General features: G+C 58.6%; 15 protein-coding genes and 1 pseudogene. 7 read left to right on the plus strand and 9 right to left on the minus strand.

Annotation, left to right across the window (positions count from 1 at the left end; genetic code table 11):
- Nucleotides 1–10 precede the first annotated feature (10 nt).
- Nucleotides 11–1,450: an aldehyde dehydrogenase gene (gene aldA / locus GNG26_RS12135; RefSeq protein ID WP_156238963.1), complete on the minus strand. Its 1,440-nt coding sequence runs from the start codon at nt 1,448–1,450 to the stop codon at nt 11–13.
- A gap of 197 nt (nt 1,451–1,647) precedes the next feature.
- Nucleotides 1,648–2,451 (minus strand): YdcF family protein, encoded by an 804-nt coding sequence (locus GNG26_RS12140; protein WP_156238964.1) that lies wholly within the window; start codon nt 2,449–2,451, stop codon nt 1,648–1,650.
- 188 nt (nt 2,452–2,639) lie between these two features.
- Between GNG26_RS12140 and GNG26_RS12145 the strand changes: the two genes are divergently transcribed.
- The 4 genes from GNG26_RS12145 (at nt 2,640) to GNG26_RS12160 (ending at nt 7,546) form a co-directional block, all read left to right on the plus strand.
- Nucleotides 2,640–4,292, plus strand: coding sequence for an MFS transporter (locus GNG26_RS12145; RefSeq protein WP_370463854.1), 1,653 nt, complete (start codon nt 2,640–2,642; stop codon nt 4,290–4,292).
- A 43-nt stretch (nt 4,293–4,335) separates the two neighbouring features.
- Complete coding sequence (locus GNG26_RS12150; RefSeq protein WP_156238966.1) at nt 4,336–5,415, plus strand: HlyD family secretion protein; 1,080 nt, start codon at nt 4,336–4,338, stop codon at nt 5,413–5,415.
- Nucleotides 5,412–6,791 carry an efflux transporter outer membrane subunit gene (locus tag GNG26_RS12155; protein WP_156238968.1) on the plus strand — a complete coding sequence of 460 codons (1,380 nt, stop codon included), beginning with the start codon at nt 5,412–5,414 and terminating at the stop codon, nt 6,789–6,791. The genes GNG26_RS12150 and GNG26_RS12155 overlap by 4 nt, the downstream gene beginning before the upstream one ends.
- Before the next feature lie 95 nt (nt 6,792–6,886).
- Nucleotides 6,887–7,546: an O-methyltransferase gene (locus tag GNG26_RS12160; protein ID WP_156238970.1), complete on the plus strand. Its 660-nt coding sequence runs from the start codon at nt 6,887–6,889 to the stop codon at nt 7,544–7,546.
- A 476-nt stretch (nt 7,547–8,022) separates the two neighbouring features.
- On the opposite strand, the gene hrpA is transcribed toward GNG26_RS12160, so the two are convergent.
- Entirely contained in the window at nt 8,023–11,925 is a 3,903-nt protein-coding gene (hrpA, locus tag GNG26_RS12165) for an ATP-dependent RNA helicase HrpA (protein ID WP_156238971.1), read from the minus strand.
- 202 nt (nt 11,926–12,127) lie between these two features.
- Here hrpA and azoR point away from each other — a divergent pair, with 202 nt between their 5' ends.
- Nucleotides 12,128–12,733, plus strand: coding sequence for an FMN-dependent NADH-azoreductase (azoR, locus tag GNG26_RS12170; RefSeq protein ID WP_103179784.1), 606 nt, complete (start codon nt 12,128–12,130; stop codon nt 12,731–12,733).
- A gap of 56 nt (nt 12,734–12,789) precedes the next feature.
- Here the strand turns inward: azoR and GNG26_RS12175 are convergent, their stop codons facing one another.
- Nucleotides 12,790–14,043: an MFS transporter gene (locus tag GNG26_RS12175; protein ID WP_156238972.1), complete on the minus strand. Its 1,254-nt coding sequence runs from the start codon at nt 14,041–14,043 to the stop codon at nt 12,790–12,792.
- A gap of 240 nt (nt 14,044–14,283) precedes the next feature.
- Between GNG26_RS12175 and GNG26_RS12180 the strand changes: the two genes are divergently transcribed.
- Together GNG26_RS12180 and GNG26_RS12185 are read left to right on the plus strand one after the other, a co-directional pair.
- Nucleotides 14,284–14,847, plus strand: a complete 564-nt coding sequence (locus GNG26_RS12180; RefSeq protein ID WP_114386782.1) for a helix-turn-helix transcriptional regulator — start codon at nt 14,284–14,286, stop codon at nt 14,845–14,847.
- A complete protein-coding gene (locus GNG26_RS12185; RefSeq protein ID WP_156238973.1) occupies nt 14,844–15,398 on the plus strand; it encodes a GNAT family N-acetyltransferase in 555 nt (184 codons plus the stop codon). The genes GNG26_RS12180 and GNG26_RS12185 overlap by 4 nt, the downstream gene beginning before the upstream one ends.
- 46 nt (nt 15,399–15,444) lie before the next feature.
- On the opposite strand, the gene GNG26_RS12190 is transcribed toward GNG26_RS12185, so the two are convergent.
- The 5 genes and pseudogenes from GNG26_RS12190 to opgC form a co-directional block, all read right to left on the minus strand.
- Nucleotides 15,445–15,864: an ATP-binding protein gene (locus GNG26_RS12190; RefSeq protein WP_156238974.1), complete on the minus strand. Its 420-nt coding sequence runs from the start codon at nt 15,862–15,864 to the stop codon at nt 15,445–15,447.
- A gap of 1 nt (nt 15,865) precedes the next feature.
- Nucleotides 15,866–16,204: an STAS domain-containing protein gene (locus tag GNG26_RS12195; protein ID WP_156238975.1), complete on the minus strand. Its 339-nt coding sequence runs from the start codon at nt 16,202–16,204 to the stop codon at nt 15,866–15,868.
- Nucleotides 16,201–17,346 carry a PP2C family protein-serine/threonine phosphatase gene (locus GNG26_RS12200; RefSeq protein WP_231604331.1) on the minus strand — a complete coding sequence of 382 codons (1,146 nt, stop codon included), beginning with the start codon at nt 17,344–17,346 and terminating at the stop codon, nt 16,201–16,203. The genes GNG26_RS12195 and GNG26_RS12200 overlap by 4 nt, the downstream gene beginning before the upstream one ends.
- A gap of 69 nt (nt 17,347–17,415) precedes the next feature.
- A complete protein-coding gene (locus GNG26_RS12205) occupies nt 17,416–18,315 on the minus strand; it encodes a hypothetical protein (protein WP_114314812.1) in 900 nt (299 codons plus the stop codon).
- Between the two features lie 10 nt (nt 18,316–18,325).
- A pseudogene (opgC, locus tag GNG26_RS12210) lies at nt 18,326–19,543 on the minus strand (OpgC domain-containing protein).
- Nucleotides 19,544–19,686: the final 143 nt, after the last annotated feature.

Genomic DNA, 19,686 nt, shown 5'->3' on the forward strand with positions numbered 1-19,686 from the left:
GGCGTGTTTATCACGACTGCAAATAGACCACCTGGGTCTGCAAATACTCGTGCAGGCCGTGTTTACCATCCGCGCCGCCGATCCCGGACTTACGCCAGCCCGCATGGAAGCCCTGCATCGCTTCAAAGTTCTCGCGGTTGATGTAGGTTTCGCCGAACTTCAGCCCTTTAATGGCCTTCATCGCCACGTTCAGATCCCGGGTATAAATCGAGGATGTCAGGCCATAGTCGCTGTCGTTGGCCATCTTCAGCGCCTCCTCCAGGGAGTCAAATACCACCACCGGCAGCACCGGCCCGAAGGTCTCTTCGTGCATGATGCTCATCTCCTGACGCACGTCCAGCAGCAGCGTCGGCGGATAGAAGTAGCCCTTACCTTCCACCGCTTTGCCGCCCAGCACCACTTTCGCCCCCTGCTCTACCGCCAGCGCCACCTTCTGCTCAACACGCTCCAGCGCCGCGGCGTTGATCAGCGGCCCCATGGCGATGTCGTTACGCTCGGCCGGGTTGCCAAACTGCACCGCTTTCATCGCCTCGCCCAGACGGTTTGCAAAGCGGTCGTAGATGCCCTTCTGCACATAGACGCGCTCGGCGCAGTTACAGACCTGCCCGGTGTTGATCACTCGCGAGTCGACAATCGCCTTCACCGCCAGCTCAAGATCCGCATCGTCCATCACGATAGCCGGGGCTTTACCGCCCAGCTCCAGGCACACTTTGGTGATGTTCTTCGCGGCGGCGGCCATGATCTTCTCACCTGCGGCCACGCTGCCGGTCATGCTGACCATCGCCACTTTCGGGTTGCCCGCCAGCTCCTGGCCCACGGTTTCCCCGCGACCCAGTACCAGGTTAAAGACCCCTTTCGGCAGGCCGATCTCGTCGACGATTTTGGCGAAGGCGATGGCGTTATTTGGGGTGAACTCGCTCGGCTTAATCACGATGGTGTTGCCGGTCACCAGCGCAGGTGCCAGCTTGCGGGCAATCAGGAAGAACGGGAAGTTCCACGGCAGGATACCAGTGGTGACGCCCAGGGCGCGTTTGAACAGCAGAATGTTTTCGCCCGGACGATCGCTCTGGATAATTTCACCCTCGTAGCGGCGGGCCCACTCCGCCATGTAGTCGAGATAGTCGGCGGTGAAGGAGACCTCAACCTCCGCGAGCTGCTGGATCTTACCGCCTTCGGCCACAATCAGGGCGCTGATCTCGCTGGCGCGCTCGCGAATGCCTGCCGCGATTTTACGTAACCAGCCTGCGCGCTGGATGGCAGGCAGTGCCTCCCAGGCCTCCTGGGCGCGTTCGGCGGCGTCAATCGCCTTGCGGGCATCTTCGGCGCTGCCGTCGGGAATACGGGAAATGACCTCTTCGGTGGCTGGGTTGATGACATCAATCCAGGCATCACCCTGCCAGGCTACAAACTGTCCATCGATATACATAGGATGTTGTACGGGTACTGTCATGACTCGCTCCTGTAATTACACTGTTTTTAACAAGTAAAATTATTGTTAAAAACTACAGTTCCCGATCCGCAATCCCAGCCTATCGCGCTGTTTTTGTGAGATATCTCATAAAAGAAACGGGTCAGCAGGCGTAAATCATTTCATCCCGACAACATCAGGTTGCCCGTTTGCGATGAGTTTCACGCAAACGGGCAAGGTTACAGCAGGGAGCGGCTCGCCAGCGCCTCGGTGAGAACGGCGTCATGACGCAGGATCTGCCAGGCCGCCTCCACCTCGGACGGAATATCAACATGCACGATAAAATCGCGGCCAAGCGGACCGTAGCCATTGATGTCATCCCGCAGGCGCGGCAGCTCGCCCAGCACCAGCGACAGATAGCGCTCGACAGGCCACAGCCCCTCGCCGCCGCCGCGGAACACCAGGCCCTCATCACTGTTTTGCAGCTGCGGCACAATGCCGGGATGGCTGGTCCATTCCGGGGCATCTGATTTATCGCGCCAGACGCGGGCAAAGGTCGCCATGGTCCGCCGCTGCATGGTCGGGTCCTGGACCACTATCCCGCGCGTCACCCTTAGCTGATGATGGAGGATCGTCGCGGCGCTGAAGCGGGCATTTTCACCGCAGTTGGTGGATTGATCTTCCACCAGCAGACGCGCCGACGGAATATGCCAGAACTCCCGGGCGATCTCCGCCAGAATGGTGGCCTCGGCTTTGCCGGTGGTGCGCACCCTGTTATAGCGCGGATGCTGCGCGATGGCGGCGTATAAGAAGGTGGTGGAATGGCCTATCCCGCCGCTGATCAACAGCGGCACGGCAAGCTCCGACGCCAGGCGGCAGGCCGCGTCGATGGCAGGGATTACCGCATTACCGGCCAGCACAACCAGATCGGCCTGCAGCGCGGGTGGATTGTAAGGCAAATTATCTTCGGCCAGCCAGGCGCCGACGGTATTGACCGCAGACAGGGTTTTATCCGGTAGGGATGGGAAGCGTGTGAGAGTCATCGTTACCTCCTTCCAGCAATGACGTTCAGAATAACGCGCGAGCCGTCGCTTAACAGAGGATCTCTCTGAAATATTTTAGTTCACATTTGCTTAACTCCTCTTGATCATATTCACTTGAAACAGACTTTGCGTCAGACGTAGAATCATTAGCCCACTAACTATCATCAATGCTACAGGTAATAAACGCTATGCGACTGCCCCAACGCGACCCCTATGCTCCTCGCGAGTGGCAGCCTCACGAAAAGCCGATGCTGTTAGGCTCCCCTTCCACCCCGATCCACAGCACGCCCAAACGGGTAGCCTACGGTGTGGTGGGACTGCTGGTATGCCTTACCGGCGCGCTGGGCAATGCCATGGTTTCGGCCAACCTGCAAAATCTGCAGGGCACCTTTGCCGCCTGGTCCACCGAGATCGCCTGGCTGCCCGCAGTGTACGTAATGACCAACGTGTCGATTAACCTGCTGCTGGTGAAGTTTCGCCAGCAGTTTGGCCTGCGCGCCTTCACCGAAGGGTTCCTGGTGCTCTATGTGCTGGTGACCTTCTTTCATCTCTTCGTCAACGATCTCAGCTCGGCCCTGATGGTGCGCGCCGTCCACGGCATGGTGGCCGCGGCGCTCAGCTCGCTCGGGATCTACTATCAGATCCAGGCCTGGCCGGCGAAACACCGCCTGAAGGCCCTGACTATCGGCATCACCGGTTCGTCGCTGGCGATCCCCATTGCGCGGCTCTTCTCCACTGAACTGCTGCAGCTGGACGAGTGGCGCGGGCTCTATCTCTTTGAGCTGGGTCTGGCGCTGATCTCGCTGGGCTGCGTCATCGCCCTCAAGCTGCCCCCTGGCGACCGGCGTAAGGTGTTCGAGAAGAAAGATTTCATCACCTTTATCCTGCTGGCTCCGGGGATGGCGCTGCTCTGCGCGGTGCTCTCCCTTGGGCGGCTGGAGTGGTGGTTTGAAACGCCGTGGATCGGCTGGGCGCTGGCAGGTTCGCTGGTGCTGATTGTCTCAGCTATTGTCTTTGAGCATAACCGCAGCAACCCGCTGCTGAATACCCGCTGGCTCTCCAGCGGCAGCATCCTGCGCCTGGGGCTGATCATGCTGCTGATCCGCATCGTGCTGGCGGAGCAGAATACCGGGGTGATTGGCTGGTTGCAGTATGTCGGGTTGCAGAACGAGCAGATGACCCATCTGGCCTGGGCAATTTTTGTCGGGATCCTCTGCGGCATCGCCGCCAGCTGCCTGACCATCAAACCGACAAAGCTCGCCTGGCCGATTGTCACCTCGCTGGTGCTGATGATTATCGCCTCGCTGCTCGACAGCCAGTCCAGCAGCCTCACCCGCCCGGATCAGCTAATGCTGAGCCAGTTCCTGCTCGGGTTCGGCAGCGCCTTCTTCCTTGCCCCGGCGATGCTGGCCGGGATTGGCGGCGTCATTGCCGATCCGCGAAACCTGGTCAGTTTTTCGGTGCTGTTCGGCATGAGCCAGAATATCGGTGGCCTGTTGGGTTCCGCCATTCTCGGCACCTTCCAGACCTGGCGTGAGAAGTACCACTCCAGCCTGCTGGCGGAACAGCTCACCAGCCTTAATCCGCTGGTGAACGAGCGCCTGCAGATCTACAGCCAGATGTACCGGAGCCTGATTGGCGACAGCGCCCTGCTGAGCACCCAGTCGGCGTTGCAACTACAGAACGCCAGCACGCTGCAGGCAAATATTCTCGCTTACAACGATACTTATCTTCTGACGGCTGGCATTGCCACCGCCACGCTGGTCTGGATCTTATGGCGCTTGTTGCGCCTGCGTATCACTGCCCGTCTGGCGCTGAGAAAGGCCACCGGCAGTAAATAATGGTTTATACAATAATGATGATTGTGCGTTCCCAGGAGTGGTTATGAGTCAGCAGGATGCCGCTAAAGAGCAGGCCAGTACCCGTAATAATCTGCGCGTGGTGTCAGTGTTCGCCGCTGCCGCCATTGGCATCGTTGGCGTGTTGGTGATCCTCTACGCCTGGCAGTTACCGCCGTTTACCCGCCATACCCAGTTTACCGATAACGCCTACGTGCGCGGCCAGACCACCTTTATCAGCCCGCAGGTGAACGGCTACATCACCGAGGTCAGGGTGCAGGATTTTGAGCAGGTAAAGAAAGGCGACCTGCTGCTGCAGATTGACGATCGTATCTACCGCCAGCGGGTACACCAGGCTGAAGCCCAGCTGGCGATGAAAATAGCCGCGCTGAACAACAACCTGCAACAGCGCAAAAGCGCCGAGGCGGTGATCCAGCGTAACGAGGCGGCACTGAAAAACGCCCGCGCGCAGAGCCAGAAAACCCAGGCTGACCTCAAGCGCGTAAAAGATCTTACCGCCGATGGCTCGCTGTCGATCCGTGAGCGGGATGCGGCGCTGGCGAGTGCCGCCCAGGGCAGCGCCGATATCGACCAGGCGAAGGCCACGCTGGAGATGTCGCGCCAGGATCTGCAAACCGCCATCGTTAACCGCGCCGCGCTGGAGGCTGACGTCGAAAACGCGAAGGCGGCCCTTGAGCTGGCGCAGATCGACCTGCAAAACACCCGCATCGTGGCGCCGCGCGACGGCCAGCTCGGGCAGATTGCCGTCCGCCTGGGCGCCTATGTGACCGCCGGTACTCACCTCACCACCCTGGTGCCGCCGCAGCACTGGGTGATCGCCAATATCAAAGAGACCCAACTGGCGAACCTGCGCGTCGGCCAGCCGGTGAAATTCACCGTCGACGCCCTGAACGACAAAGCCTATGAGGGCCGGGTGCAGAGCATCTCCCCCGCCACCGGGGTGGAGTTCAGCGCCATTACGCCGGATAACGCCACCGGCAATTTCGTCAAGATCGCCCAGCGTATTCCGGTACGCATTGAGGTGCTGGGTAAGGCAGAAGACGCCGCGCGGCTGCGTCCGGGGATGTCGGTACAGGTAACTATTGATACCGGGGAGGCAGAATGATCCGCCGCCCGCTAACCGCCCTGCTGATTGCCGCAGCCCTGAGCGCCTGCCAGTCGGTGGATGTTGAGCCAGCGAAGCCGACGCTACAGATCCCCGCCCAGTGGCGCGCCGCTACCGGCCCCGCCAGCCCGGCTGAGCAGATGTGGTGGCGCAATTTTCACGACAGCCAGCTCAACGCTTACGTTGACCAGGCCCTGCGCAACAACAGCGACGTGCTGATTGCCCGGGAGCGTATCAACGAGTACCAGGCCCGGGTCTACGCCAGTGAAGGCAGTCTGTTTCCGACCCTGGATGCCGATCTGAATGCGGGTCGCGCCCGTTCCCAGTCGGCGGCGACCGGTTTGCCCACCTACGGGGCGCTCTACAAAGGCAGCCTGACCGCCAGCTATGACGTGGACATCTGGGGGGCGAACCGCCGCACCACCGACGCCGCCCGGGCGAGCCTCGAGGCGCAAAAAGCCGCCGCCGCCGCGGCAGATCTGACGGTGGCCTCCTCGGTGGCCTCGGGTTACGTCACCCTGCTGGCGCTGGATGAGCAGCTTAAGGTCACGCAGTCGACCCTGAAAGCGCGGGAAGAGGCCTTTAATCTGGCACAGCGGCAGTATCAGACCGGCTACAGTTCGCGCCTGGAGCTGATGCAGTCCGACTCCGAGCTGCGTTCGACGCGCGCCCAGATCCCGCAGGTGCAGAACCAGATTGCCCGTCAGGAGAATGCGCTCAGCCTGCTGCTGGGCAGCAACCCGGGGAGCATCGCCCGCAGCGCGGATTTCGATGCCCTGACGCCGCTGCGTATCCCGTCGCAGCTCCCTTCGTCGCTGCTTAATCGCCGCCCGGATATTGTGCAGGCGGAACGCCAGCTGATCGCGGCCGATGCCTCGCTTGCGGCCTCGCGCGCCAGCCTGCTGCCGTCGATCAACCTGACCGCGAGCGGATCGATCCAAGATCGTACCCTGCCCGGCCTGCTGGACAACCCGCTGGAGCTGTGGAGCATCGGCGGCAGTATTCTGGCCCCGCTGCTGAACCGTCAGGCGCTGAATGCCCAAGTGGATATCGGCCAGTCGCAGCGCAACCAAGCGCTCTACAGCTATGAAAAAACCGTGCGTAACGCCTTTAAAGAGGTGAACGACAGCCTGGATGCCATCGCCCGCTATGGCGAGCAGCTGACCGAGCTGGTGGCGCAGCAGGCGGTGGCCCAGGAGACGCTGCGCATCGCCCAGAACCGCTATCGCAACGGCTATTCATCCTATCTGGACGTGCTCGACGCCCAGCGCACGCTGTTCTCGGTGCAGACCAGCGTGGTGCAGGCGAAAAATAACCTGCTGCTGGCGCAGATCGATCTGTATAAGGCGCTGGGCGGCGGCTGGTCGGCACCGTAAACGCCGGGCGGCTCTACGCTTGCCCGGCCTGCAGGTTTCGTAGGCCCGTGCAAGCGTAGCGCCGCCGGGCAATATACGCACTAAGGAGTCAATCTATGCAACAGCTGTGGTCTGACGTAGATAATTACATGATTTCCGAGCTTATTCCTCAGGATGAGGTGCTGCAAAAGGTCCTTGATAATAACCAGCGCGCTGGGTTACCGGCGCACGACGTCGCCGCCAATCAGGGGCAGTTACTGGCGCTGTTTGTGCGCATGACCCAGGCAAGGCGGATCCTGGAGATTGGCACCCTGGGAGCCTACAGCAGCATCTGGATGGCGCGCGCCCTGCCCGCGGATGGCAAGCTGATCACGCTGGAGGCCGACCCGGTTCACGCTCAGGTCGCCCGGCAGAACATTCATCTGGCGGGACTGGAGCAGCGTATTGAGCTTATCGAAGGCCCGGCCCTGCTCTCCCTTGAGCGCTTCGATGCGATCCCGCCCTTCGATCTGATCTTTATCGATGCCGATAAACCGAATAACCCGGGCTATCTGGAGTGGGCGCTGCACTACTCCCGGCCGGGAACGTTGATTATCGGCGACAACGTGGTGCGGGACGGAGAAGTGGTTAACGGCCAGAGCGATGACGCCCGGGTGCATGGCGTGCGGCGGTTTATCGAGATGATCGGCGATAACCCGCGCCTGACCGCCACCGCGTTACAGACGGTGGGCGTGAAAGGATGGGATGGATTTACGCTGGCGATGGTGAACGGGTAAACACCGCTTACCGGCCCTGCGGGAGGGGTGCTGTTACATGCGGCACCGGTGGTGGTTCCGTTCACCTCACGTTCCTTGCTTCTCTGATACATCCGAACCGGTGAACGTGCCAGGGCGGCTCAATCGCCACCGCCCTGGCGACCCGGGCTCCCGGCAAGAAAATCGCCGCTTCGCGGATTGTTCGCCCCGTCCCTGGGGCTCACCCCTTCGGGGCCAGCGCAAGCGCTGTCCAAAATTGCTCCCGGCAATTTTGTCCTCAGCTTATTCCTTCAGGCTTTCGGGTCGGGCACCAGCCTGCATCCATGCAGGCTATGCCCTCTCGGCGCGTCCCTGCGCCTCGCCCCGGCCTTCCGGAAACGCTTCGGCGATTTTCAGCCGGACCAGGGAGCCGCTGTTAGCCTTTTATTAACCGAAACGACTCCATTGCTTCAATGCAATATTGTAGGCCGGGCAAGCGCATGCGCCGCCCGGCGATTTTAAGCCGAGATCTGCTCCATCGCCTGCAAAATCCGCTTATCAGAGATGGGATACGGTGTCCCCAGTTGCTGGGCAAAGAAGCTGACACGCAGCTCTTCGATCATCCAGCGGATCTCCTGTACATCTTCATCATCGCGGCGGGCCGGTGGCAGCTTGTTCAGCCACTGCTGCCAACGCTGCTGCACCGCTTCCACCTTCAGCATCTGCGCCCGGTCGCGGTGCGGGTCGATCGCCATCTTCTCCAGACGTTTTTCAATCGCCTGCAAATAGCGCAGCGTATCCCCCAAACGCTTGTAGCCGTTGCCGGTCACAAACCCGCGATAGACCAGCCCGGCCATCTGGGCCTTCACGTCCGACAGCCCCAGCGCCATGGTCATATCTACCCGCCCTTTCAGGCGCTTGTTGATATTGAACACCGCAGTCAGAATCTGCTCGACCTGCTTCGCAATGTTGACCACCGTCTCGTTGAGTTCAGCGCGCACTTTTTCATGCAGTTGCGCAAAGCCCTCTTCGGTCCAGACCGGGCCGCCCGCAGCGTTGATCAGCTGGTCCACGCCGCAGGAGATGCAGTCGTCGATCAGATCCAGCACCTTGCCGTACGGGTTAAAGTAGAGCCCCAGCTTGGCCTTGTTCGGCAGCTTCTCGTGCAGATATTTGATCGGCGACGGGATGTTCAACAGCAACAGACGGCGCAGCCCGCGCCACATCGCCTGCTGCTGCTCCTGCGGATTATCGAACAGCTTGATCGCCACGCTGTCGCGCTCGTCCACAAGCGCCGGCCAGGCTTTCACCTTGTAGTTGCCGCGCTTCTGCTCGTAGCTTTCCGGCAGCTGACCAAAGCTCCAGATATGCAGCCCGCTCTGCTCGATACCGTCGTCGGCCACGGCAGAGAGAGTCTCCTGCACCTTGCCTTTTAAGGCCTCTTTCAGCTCGGTCAGGGAGCGGCCTTCCTGCAGCTTTTTATTCTTATCATCCACTACCCGGAAGCTGATTTTCAGGTGATCGGGCACCTGATCCCAGTGCCAGTCTTCCCGGTCGATGGTAACGCCCGTCATGCGACGCAGCTCGCGCTCCAGCGAATCCAGTAGCGGCAGCTCCAGCGGCGTGGCGCGGCCTAAAAACGCCTCGGCGTAGTTCGGCGCAGGCACAAAGTTGCGGCGCACCGGCTTCGGCAGGGATTTGATGAGCGCAATAACCAGCTCACGGCGCAGGCCGGGGATCTGCCACTCAAACCCGCTCTCCTCCACCTGGTTGAGCAGCGGCAGCGGGATATGCACGGTCACGCCGTCCGCATCGGTGCCCGGTTCAAACTGGTAGCTCAGGCGCAGCTTGAGGTTGCCCTGGTGCCAGAAGTTCGGGTAGTCGAGCTTGCTGACCTGCTCCGCCCCCTCTTTGATCAACATGCTCTTTTCAAAGTTGAGCAGGTCCGGGGTCTCGCGGCTGACCTTTTTCCACCAGCTGTCAAAGTGGCGGGCAGAAATCACGTCGTGGCTGATGCGTTGGTCGTAAAACTCAAACAGCGTCTCGTCATCCACCAGGATGTCGCGGCGACGGGTTTTGTGCTCCAGCTCTTCCACTTCGCTGCGCAGTTTAAGGTTTTCCCGGAAGAAGGCGTGGCGCGTCTGCCAGTCGCCCTCCACCAGCGCGTGGCGGATAAACAGTTCACGGCTGAGCGCCGGGTCGATCTGGCTGTAGTTGACCTTCCGCGCGGCCACCACCGGCAGGCCGTAGACGGTGACCTTCTCGGTCGCCATCACCGCCCCCTGCGCCCGCTCCCAGTGCGGTTCACTGTATGAGCGCTTCAGCAAGTGCTGCGCCACCGGTTCGACCCACTCCGGATCGATACGCGCGGCAATGCGGCCCCACAGGCGGCTGGTCTCCACCAGCTCGGCCACCATCGTCCACTTCGGCGGCTTCTTGAACAGGCCAGAACCGGGGAAGATAGCGAAGCGGGCGTTACGCGCCCCGGTAAACTCCTGCTTATCGGCATCCTTCATGCCGATATGCGACAGCAGACCGGTCAGCAGCGCGATATGAATTTCGCGGTACTCCGCCGGCTCGCTGTTGACCGGAATGCCCAGCTCTTTCACCACCTGGCGCAGCTGGGTGTAGATATCCTGCCACTCGCGCACCCGCAGGTAGTTAAGGAAATCGACCCGGCACTGACGGCGGAACTGGTTTGAGGACAGCGCTTTCTGCTGCTCGCCGATGTAATTCCACAGGTTTACAAAGGCAAGGAAGTCGGACTCTTTATCGTGGAAGCGGCGGTGCTTCTCGTCGGAGGCCTGCTGTTTGTCCATCGGACGCTCGCGCGGATCCTGGATGGAGAGCGCCGAAGTGATGATCATCGCCTCGCGCACGCAGCCATGTTTTTGCGCCTCCAGCACCATCCGCGCCAGGCGCGGGTCAACCGGCAGCTGGCTGAGCTGGCGCCCCATGGGGGTCAGCTTGTAGACCGTGGCCTGCTCGTCGGTGGTGATCGCCCCCAGCTCCTCCAGCAGGCGCACGCCGTCCTGGATGTTGCGCTTGTCCGGCGCTTCCACAAACGGGAAGGCGGCGATATCGCCCAGCCCGAGGGCAGTCATCTGCAGAATAACCGACGCCAGGTTGGTACGCAGAATTTCCGGGTCGGTAAACTCCGGGCGTGAGAGGAAATCGTCTTCCGAATAGAGTCGGATACAGATCCCTTCCGATACACGTCCGCAGCGGCCTTTACGCTGGTTGGCGGAGGCCTGAGAAATCGGCTCGATCGGCAGTCGCTGCACCTTGGTGCGGTAGCTGTAGCGGCTGATACGCGCCGTGCCGGGGTCGATCACATATTTAATGCCCGGCACGGTAAGGGAGGTTTCCGCCACGTTGGTCGCCAGCACGATCCGGCGACCACTGTGGGCCTGGAAGACGCGGTTCTGCTCGCTGTTGGAGAGACGTGCATACAGCGGCAGGATCTCGGTATGGCGCAGATCGCGCTTGCTCAGCGCGTCGGCGGTGTCGCGGATTTCGCGCTCGCCGCTCATAAAGATCAGGATATCGCCCGGGCTTTCATTTCCCAGCTCATCCACCGCATCGAAAATGGCCTGGAGCTGATCGCGCTCGGTGTCGTCGGCGTCTTCCACCATCGGACGATAGCGGACCTCAACCGGATAGGTGCGCCCCGAGACTTCGATAATCGGCGCATTGTTGAAATGACGCGAAAAACGTTCCGGGTCGATGGTGGCCGAGGTGATGATCACTTTCAGATCCGGGCGACGCGGCAGCAGCTCCCGCAGGTAGCCCAGCAGGAAGTCGATGTTCAGGCTGCGCTCGTGCGCTTCATCGATGATGATGGTGTCGTACTGCATCAACAGCCGGTCCTGCTGGATCTCCGCCAGCAGGATCCCGTCGGTCATCAGCTTGACCATGGTGTTGTCGCTGACGTGATCGCTGAAACGCACCTTATAGCCGATACAGCCGCCCGGCTCGGTTTGCAGCTCTTCGGCAATACGGTTCGCCACCGTCCGCGCCGCCAGACGACGCGGCTGGGTATGACCAATCAGGCCTTTAAGCCCGCGCCCCAGCTCCATACAAATTTTTGGCAGCTGGGTGGTTTTACCCGAACCGGTCTCCCCCGCCACAATCACCACTTGGTGATCGCGCACGGCTTCGAGAATTTCCTGTTTCTTCTGGCTGACGGGCAGGTTTTCCGGGTAGGTGATCGCCGGACGCGCGGCTTCGCGCAGCACAACCTTACCCGCCGCCTGTTCAATCTCTTTCGCCATCTCCTGGTAGATGGCCTGTTGTGCATCAGGATTTTTAACCTTCTTCACCCCATGCAGGCGGCGGGCAAAGCGCTGTTTGTCACGCAACATCAGCGGATCCAGCTGTTGCATAAGCATCGGGAAGGTTAATTTCTGTTGTTCTGTCATAGCGTTAACGGGCAGTGCACTGCCGGATAAAATCTCTTTGTAATGATTGCTATAGAGTACCACATCGCGGGTTTTTGCGCCTTATTCAAAAAATTCGAACATAGACTTCGATATATTGCGCTATCCCTGCGACAGGATTGTGAATAGAGTGTCAGCAAGCAACGGGGCAACCCCCTCATCAAATACAACAAAGGAATCACCCATGAGCAAAGTATTAGTTCTTAAATCCAGTATTCTGGCAGGGTACTCTCAGTCTGGTCAGCTGTCTGATTATTTCGTTGAACAGTGGCGTGAACAGCACAGCGGTGACGAAATTACCGTCCGCGATCTGGCCGCTCAGCCTGTTCCGGTACTGGATGGTGAGCTGGTGGGTGCCCTGCGTCCGAGCGATGCGCCGCTGACGCCACGTCAGCAGGAAGCGCTGGCGCTCTCCGATGAGCTGATTGCCGAGCTGAAAGCCCACGACGTGATCGTGATTAACGCGCCGATGTATAACTTCAACATCCCGACCCAGCTGAAGAACTACTTCGACCTGGTAGCGCGTGCGGGCGTCACCTTCCGCTACACCGAGAAAGGACCAGAAGGTCTGGTCACCGGTAAACGTGCGATTGTGCTTTCAAGCCGTGGCGGTATTCACAAAGATACCCCAACTGACCTGGTAGCGCCGTACCTGACCCTGTTCCTAGGCTTCATCGGCATCACCGACGTGAACTTCGTCTTTGCTGAAGGTATCGCTTACGGTCCGGAAGTGGCGGCCAAAGCGCAGAACGATGCGAAAGCGGCTATCGACAGCCTGGTCGCGGCGTAAGATTCAACGCTGAAAATCTCGCCGGGGAGTGGTGCACGCATCACTCCCCGGTGCTTTTATGTCTCCTGCAAACGTGCCAGCATCCGTGCCCTGCTGAGATAAATAATCGCGCACAGCAGCAGGCTGAGCAAGGCAGTGCAGATAAATACCCCCGCCCCGGTCATGGCGAGCATCACCCCGCCGATTAACGGCCCGACCGCGACCCCCAGCGTCGATAACGTTGAAGCCCCCAGATAGGCACCCCGGTGCTCCGCCGGCGCAAGCTGATCGAGCAAAATATTCAGGTTCGGCATCAGAATCGCCTCCCCCATACTGAAGACGGCGGTAAAGGTCAGCCAGATCCACACCTCCGTTGAACGGGTGGCAAAAAAGCAGAGCTGCGATAAGGCGAAAATGGCGCCGCCCAGAAGTATCCGTTTCGGCAGGTTAATCTGCGCCATAAACCGCACAATCAGGCTCTGAAACACCAGCACGGTGCAGGCATTGGTGACCAGGATCAGGGTGATGAGCTTCATCGCCCAGTTGCCATCAAGTAGCATCAGATACTGCGGCAGGACGGCTTCATAATGGATAAAAACGATACTGCACAAGATGCTACACAGCAGCGCCGCAACATAGATTCGGTCTTTGGCGATAATCCCCATCATCTGATGCAGCCTGATGGCCGGCGCGCTGCCGGACTGTGGCTCACCCACCAGTTTCCCCGCCGGGATAAACAGCAGTACATAGACGAAAAATGGCAGATAGGTTAAGCCCGTGATCAGGAAAGTCCCCTTCTGGGATGTCAGGCCAAAGACCAGCCCCACCAGCGGGCCAAACACCGCCGCGACGTTGATCAGGTAGTAGCGCATTTGCAGGGCCAGCGCCCGGCGACGGCGATCGCCCAGCAGATCGCTCATCAGCGCGCGCACCGGGGGATCGACCCAGGCGAAACAGACCCCGATGATCATCAGGCCGGTGATAAACAGCCCCATCCCGCTCGCCTGTGCCAGCGTGATATAGCCCACGGCGGAAAACCCGCACCCCAACAGAAGGATCACCCGCCGCCCCATGCGGTCCGAAATCTGCCCGCCGTACATGCCGAGCACCACCGAGATCAGGGCGCTGCTGGTCATCGCCACGCCAATGGCGATGGGAGACATATGGTAATTCTGGGTCATGATCACGGCGATAAAGGGCCATGCCATAAAATAGCTAAACCGTATGACGAAGGTAAAAAAGAGCAGCGCGTGTACGGTTGCAGGAAATGTTTTTAACGTCTGAAAAAGCCCCGGTGCCGCGCAGATTTCAGCGGCGGGTTTGGTTGTCATAGGTTGTCCTGTTGGTTATTTTTAATTGTTCTGTTGGCCACGAAATATACCTGGCTAACTAGTAATAAATTTAATTACCCGCAGGTGCAATAAAAAATTTAACAAAAATTTAATAGGTTTTTTATCTTGAAATTGTGAATTTTCCTTTTGCAGGATTTTTTTTCAGCGGTGCTTGACTCACGTTCAGTGTGCAGTATTATCTCTCATTAGAGAATTTTATCTCACATACGGGAAGCGGGTATGAACAATCAGGACTACAGGGAAAAGCTGGCGGCACGTCTGGCCGCGCTACGCCTGCAGCATAACCGTTCGCTGGAGGATCTCTCCGCGGCGTCGGGAATAAGCAGAGCCTCACTGTCACGCATTGAACGGGGTGAAGTCAGCCCCACCGCGGAAGTGCTCAACCAGCTCTGCAGCGTATACGGCATGACCATGTCCCGGCTGATCAGCGAAGTTGAGCAGGTCGCTGATAACCTGTTCCGGGCCGGGGAGCAGAGCCTGTGGCATGATGAGCACAGCGGGTTTGAGCGGCGTCTGTTAATACCACCGTCTAACGCTTTCCGCTGCGAAATGATTGACGGGAAATTACGTCCGGGTGCTTTTATTGAATATCTTCAGCCACCGGTTCAGGGGCTGGAGCAATATATCTGGCTACATGCAGGGGAGTTGATTATTACCATGAATGCGGAAACCTGGCATCTGAAAAAAGGTGACAGTTTACGTTTTCATTTATCGGGAACCTCATCATTCAGGGCACATGAAAATCTTGGCGCCCACTATATTCTGGTGGTATGTAAATCATGATTGAATATAAATGTCTTACTGCTGAAGAGGCACGTCAACGCTTCTCTGAATTAGGTGATGTTTTGCAGGCGTGCGTAAAAGATGGCGCGAGTGTCGGTTTTATTGATCCCACCGACCGTCCTGCCATCGATCGTTTCTGGCAGGAAAAAATAGATAGCCTTGCGCGCCGCGATTGCGATCTTTTCATCGCCCTGGATAACGGCACGGCAGCCGGTACCGTCATGGTTAACTATTGCGCCACGCCTAATGGCCGCCACCGGGCAGAAATTACCAAGCTGCTGGTTCACCCTCAATCACGTCGCCAGGGTATTGCAAGCGCGCTGATGATGCAGGCAGAACAGTTGGCCTGGGAAAAGGGACTCGTTTTGCTGGTGCTGGATACACGCAGTGGCGACGTGGCCAGCGACCTCTACCGCTCGCTTGGCTGGCAGTCCGCGGGGTCGATTCCGTTTTATGCGCAGTCGGTTGAAAACACCCTGGATTCGACCACATATATGTACAAAGTTAACAAAAACGCCAAAGCCGCTATCGCCAGCCCGTTGACCGCGTAAGTTTGCCCCTCTCACCGCCCGGTGGGAGGTTTTTGCTTTTCAGCCCTCACCACCCTTTTTCCAGCACCGCAATATTCTTTCCGTCCCGGCGTTCCAGGTCAAAACTGTCCACCGACAGCAGGATCAGCCTGAGCCCCCGGCCACTTTCTGCGAGCAGCGTGTCGTCATCAAACGCCTCATTACGCGCCTCGGCCAGGCGTTCAGCGGGAAAAGGCGTCCCTGCATCGGTAAAGCGCAGGGTCACGCCTGCGTCCGCGGCGATAAAGGTCACGTTAAAAAGCTGGCATTGATCCTCGTGCAGCGCATAGCGGATGATATTGGTCGCCGTCTCGCAGGCGGCGAGATCCAGCGCAAAGCGCCAGGTTTCGTCCACGGGCAGCGAGGCCATCTGCTGCGCCAGCCACTCCGCCAGCGGCGAGAGCGAGCTTAACGCGGCCGGAAGCGCAATCTCGTGAGCCACGGCCATATTATTGATTCAGCTGCGCCAGCGCCGCGGCGCGGTCCGGGCAGATGCGGAAAATGCGATCCATCCGGGTCAGGGTAAACATGTTGCGGATGCCGGGGTTCAGCGCGCAGAGCACCATATCGCCTTTACCGTTCATCATTTTCAGCAGGGAAACTAGGGTTCCCAGACCGCTACTGTCAATAAAATCGATTTTGCTGAAGTCGACGATCAGGGCTTTGCGATCTTCACCGATCTCGCGGGTAATCGCCTCCTTAAACGCCGCCGCCACCGAGGCATCCAGCCGGCGCACCGCCGGGGTCATAATGTTCACATCGGGCTGCCGCTCTGTATCAATATTCATTGCTCTTCTCCTTTACGCTCAATCACTAAGAGTGAAACATCATCGGCCATCGATGATTGCTCCTGGTTTTCCCCGCTACGCCAGTGAATAAGGTGCCGGGCAAACTGCGCCAGGAGATCGTTCAGTCCGAGGGCGGCCCCTTGCCGCAGCGCCTCCTGCAGCCGCTGCGGGCCAAACTGTTCCCCGGCGAGGTTTTCACATTCGGTAATGCCGTCGCTGAACAGGCAGAGCCGCTCGCCTGCCGCCAGCGTGAAGTCGACATCCGTCCAGCTGAGATCCGGCATCAATCCTACCGGCGCTCCGCCGCTGCCGATGGCTCTGACCTCTCCGTCCGGGCTGACGATAAAGGGGGTCGGGTGACCGGCCTGGCACAGTTTCCCCTCGCCGGTGTCAAGATCGATGACGCCGTAAATCATGGTGAAATAGCTGACTATCTCTACCTCATCGCTGCAAAAACGGCCATTGAGGATGCGCACCACCTCGGCGGGCGACGCCACCTCGTCGTCGTCGGTAAAGAGAAAGCGCTCCACCGCCCTTCCGTGCAAAAACTGGCGGGCCACCGCAAGGGACATCATTGCCGCCCCCACGCCGTGGCCGGAGACGTCCACGCAGTAAAAGCCCAGATGGTTATCCAGCGGGAAGACGTTAAAGATATCCCCGGAAACCCAGGCCGAGGGCAGAAAGAGCCAGTCGGAAAAATAGTCCCGGTAGCATTGCTGGTGCGCGGGCAGCACCGACTGCTGGATACGCGCCGCCACCTCGAGATCTTGTTCAATCTGGCGCAGGGCCTCACTAAGGCGAGCGTTGCGGGCGGCGAGGGTCGCCTCCAGGGAGAGAATACGCGCCCCCGCATGCAGCCGCGCCCGAAGTTCGCTCTGCTCGACGGGCTTGCTGAGAAAGTCATCCGCGCCAGCGTCAAACCCCAGCGTCAGATCGTCTGGATTTTCACGGCCAGTAAGGAGAATGACATAGATATAGTGACCAATCTGGCGGCTGCGGATCTCCCGGCACAGCGTCAGGCCATCCATCTCCGGCATTTCCCAGTCGCTGATGACCAGACTGACCGGCTGGCTTTCAAGGATCTGCAGCGCGGCGAGGCCGTTTTCCGCCTCGCTGACCTTATAGCCCCACTGCGCCAGCATCCGGCTCAGCAGCCGACGATAGACCAGCGAATCTTCCACAATCAGTACATGCTGCGCCACTCTCGCCCCCTAAAGCGGTAAGAACCAGATAAGGCTAACCGTTCCTTCACGAAACTTACCGTTGCCGCTCTGGTGGCCGGGATAACGGGTGCCGGAATAGTTGGCATACTGAACGGAGAATGAGCCTGGCGTATAGCCTGCATAGCCGAAGCTGTAGCTGTAATCGCCGTTCCAGGGCTGTTGCTGGCTGCTGTCCGGGAACCAGAACGCCGTGGCGCGCACAAAGAAATGTTGTTTGAAGGTGTAACCGCATCCGCCCAGCATCACGTTTTTGTTTTTGCGGATGTCGTTGCTCTCCAGATCGTAGTAGCGCGGTACCCAGCTGTAGCCCACCTGGCAGATAATGGAGTCGCCTTTGTTGATCAACAGCGTATTCTCCACCGGTTTCGGCAGCGAGAATTTGTAGGCCAGGGTTACTGCCCCCTGCTCGAAGTAAGTGTGACGACCGCTGCCCGAGGTCCAGAAGCGGTTATCCCCGTAATTGCTGTACACCAGGCTAAGGGTATTGGCGTGCCAGTCGTCGTAGCCGAAGCTGTAGCGAAAGTCAGCGGTATAGCGGCTGGTGTCGGTGACCGGTAGACGCGACGTGACGTTGGCAAACCAGTAGCTGTAAGGGGAATATTGCAGGCTCAGGTTCAGCGTCTGGTTATATTTTCGCTTCTGCTCCGCGCTGTCTGAGCTGTTGGGGATAGTCATCCACTGCTCTTTCAGGCCCGAGCTAAAGCTCAGCGCGCCGGAAAAAACATCCTCATTGCCTGAGAAAAGCCGTCCCCAGCGGCTGGTAAATACTCCCGCCTGCACCGGCTCGCCGTTCTTGTCGCGCAGTGTCCCGGCATCCTCCTTCGGCGCCGCCTCTGCGCCGGTGGCAATGCACAAGAGTGCGCAGGCCAGCAAATATCTCTCCCGCATCTCCCCTTCCTTAGTTAGGTATCCAGCGTGCGGCGACGTTATATTTCGCCAGTAGCCACAGCACACCAAGCGCCGCTGCATGTACAACGGTGTTTACTATCCAGTCCTGACGCCACAGATCGAAGGTCACAAACTGGCTTACCGCGAGCACGACGTAGACGTGCAAAATAAAGGTATAAAGCGAGCGCTGGCCGAGCGGGATAAGAAACCAGCCTGCCAGCCGGTAAAGGGGTTGCCAGCACCAGGTCAGGAGGAGATAGACCGTCACCATCAGGCAGATATCGTTCAGCACCCTCACCGGGCCCAGCCCGTTTTTTGCCGCCCAGGTATGGTAAAACGCGTTGAAGTCCGCCGCAGGGATGGTATGCATCAGGAGCGCGGGCGGCATAAAGGGGTTGGTATGATTCTGGGCGACAAAGCCGAGGGCCAGTGCAATCACCACCAGCGCCGCGACCACCACTTTGCCAGCGGGAGTGCGAGCGAAAGAGAGCAGCTCCTCTTTATACCAGCCGCAAATCATTCCCAGCACAAAAATAAACTGCCACGCCAGCAGCGGAAAGGCGAACTCAAACTGCGACGGGGTTATCCGTACCGGCCAGCGCTGCCAGCAGCAGTAAACCAGCAGCGAAAGGCCCAGCAGCCAGTACACTTTATCCCTTTGCAACATGCCTAAAAACAAAGGGCTTAACAGCAGGAGAAAGATATAGAGCCCTAAAATTTGCGTCTGGTGAGGACCAATTTGCAGATAGAGAACAATGTTAAACCAGGTCTCTTTTATCTGGGGCGTCACCGGATAAAGGGACTAGGTGGTTCCCGAAAAACGGTCGGTAAAATGGGTCACTTCAAAAACGTTTATAAAAGGCAAATACCCCAGCAACAGAAAGGATAAAATGATAATAATATTTACCCGGTATATTTTCCACGCCCTGAGGTAAAGCCCCCAGGAAATAGTGAGTAAGACAACTTTTTGCAATCTGGCACGATTTAACATCCCCAACATAAACCCGGAAAGAATGACAAATCCTTCCGCACCGGTCGTCAGGCCAAAACGTTCCCAGGTAAATATATTAAATATCGACATCACTTCTGTATGCGCCACCACCATCATTACCAGCGCAATTCCGCGCATAAAATCAATACGCAGATCGCGATTCCCGGCAAGAGAATAGCGCCATGCCCTTGATTTTATGTTTTCTTCTTGCGGTATTGCAGGCGCAATCTGGCTCATAGGGAGTCCTGTTAATGATCCTGAAAAAGCCTCGTGCTAATAATTTAGATAGCGTAAATGCCTTCATCTGGCAATTATTGCGGTACGCAGGAAAAAACCTTATTAATAATTAACTTTTATTTAAGCGCCCCTAAACTGTTGCA

The sequence above is a fragment of the Leclercia sp. J807 genome (genome assembly GCF_009734465.1).
Lineage (GTDB): Bacteria > Pseudomonadota > Gammaproteobacteria > Enterobacterales > Enterobacteriaceae > Enterobacter.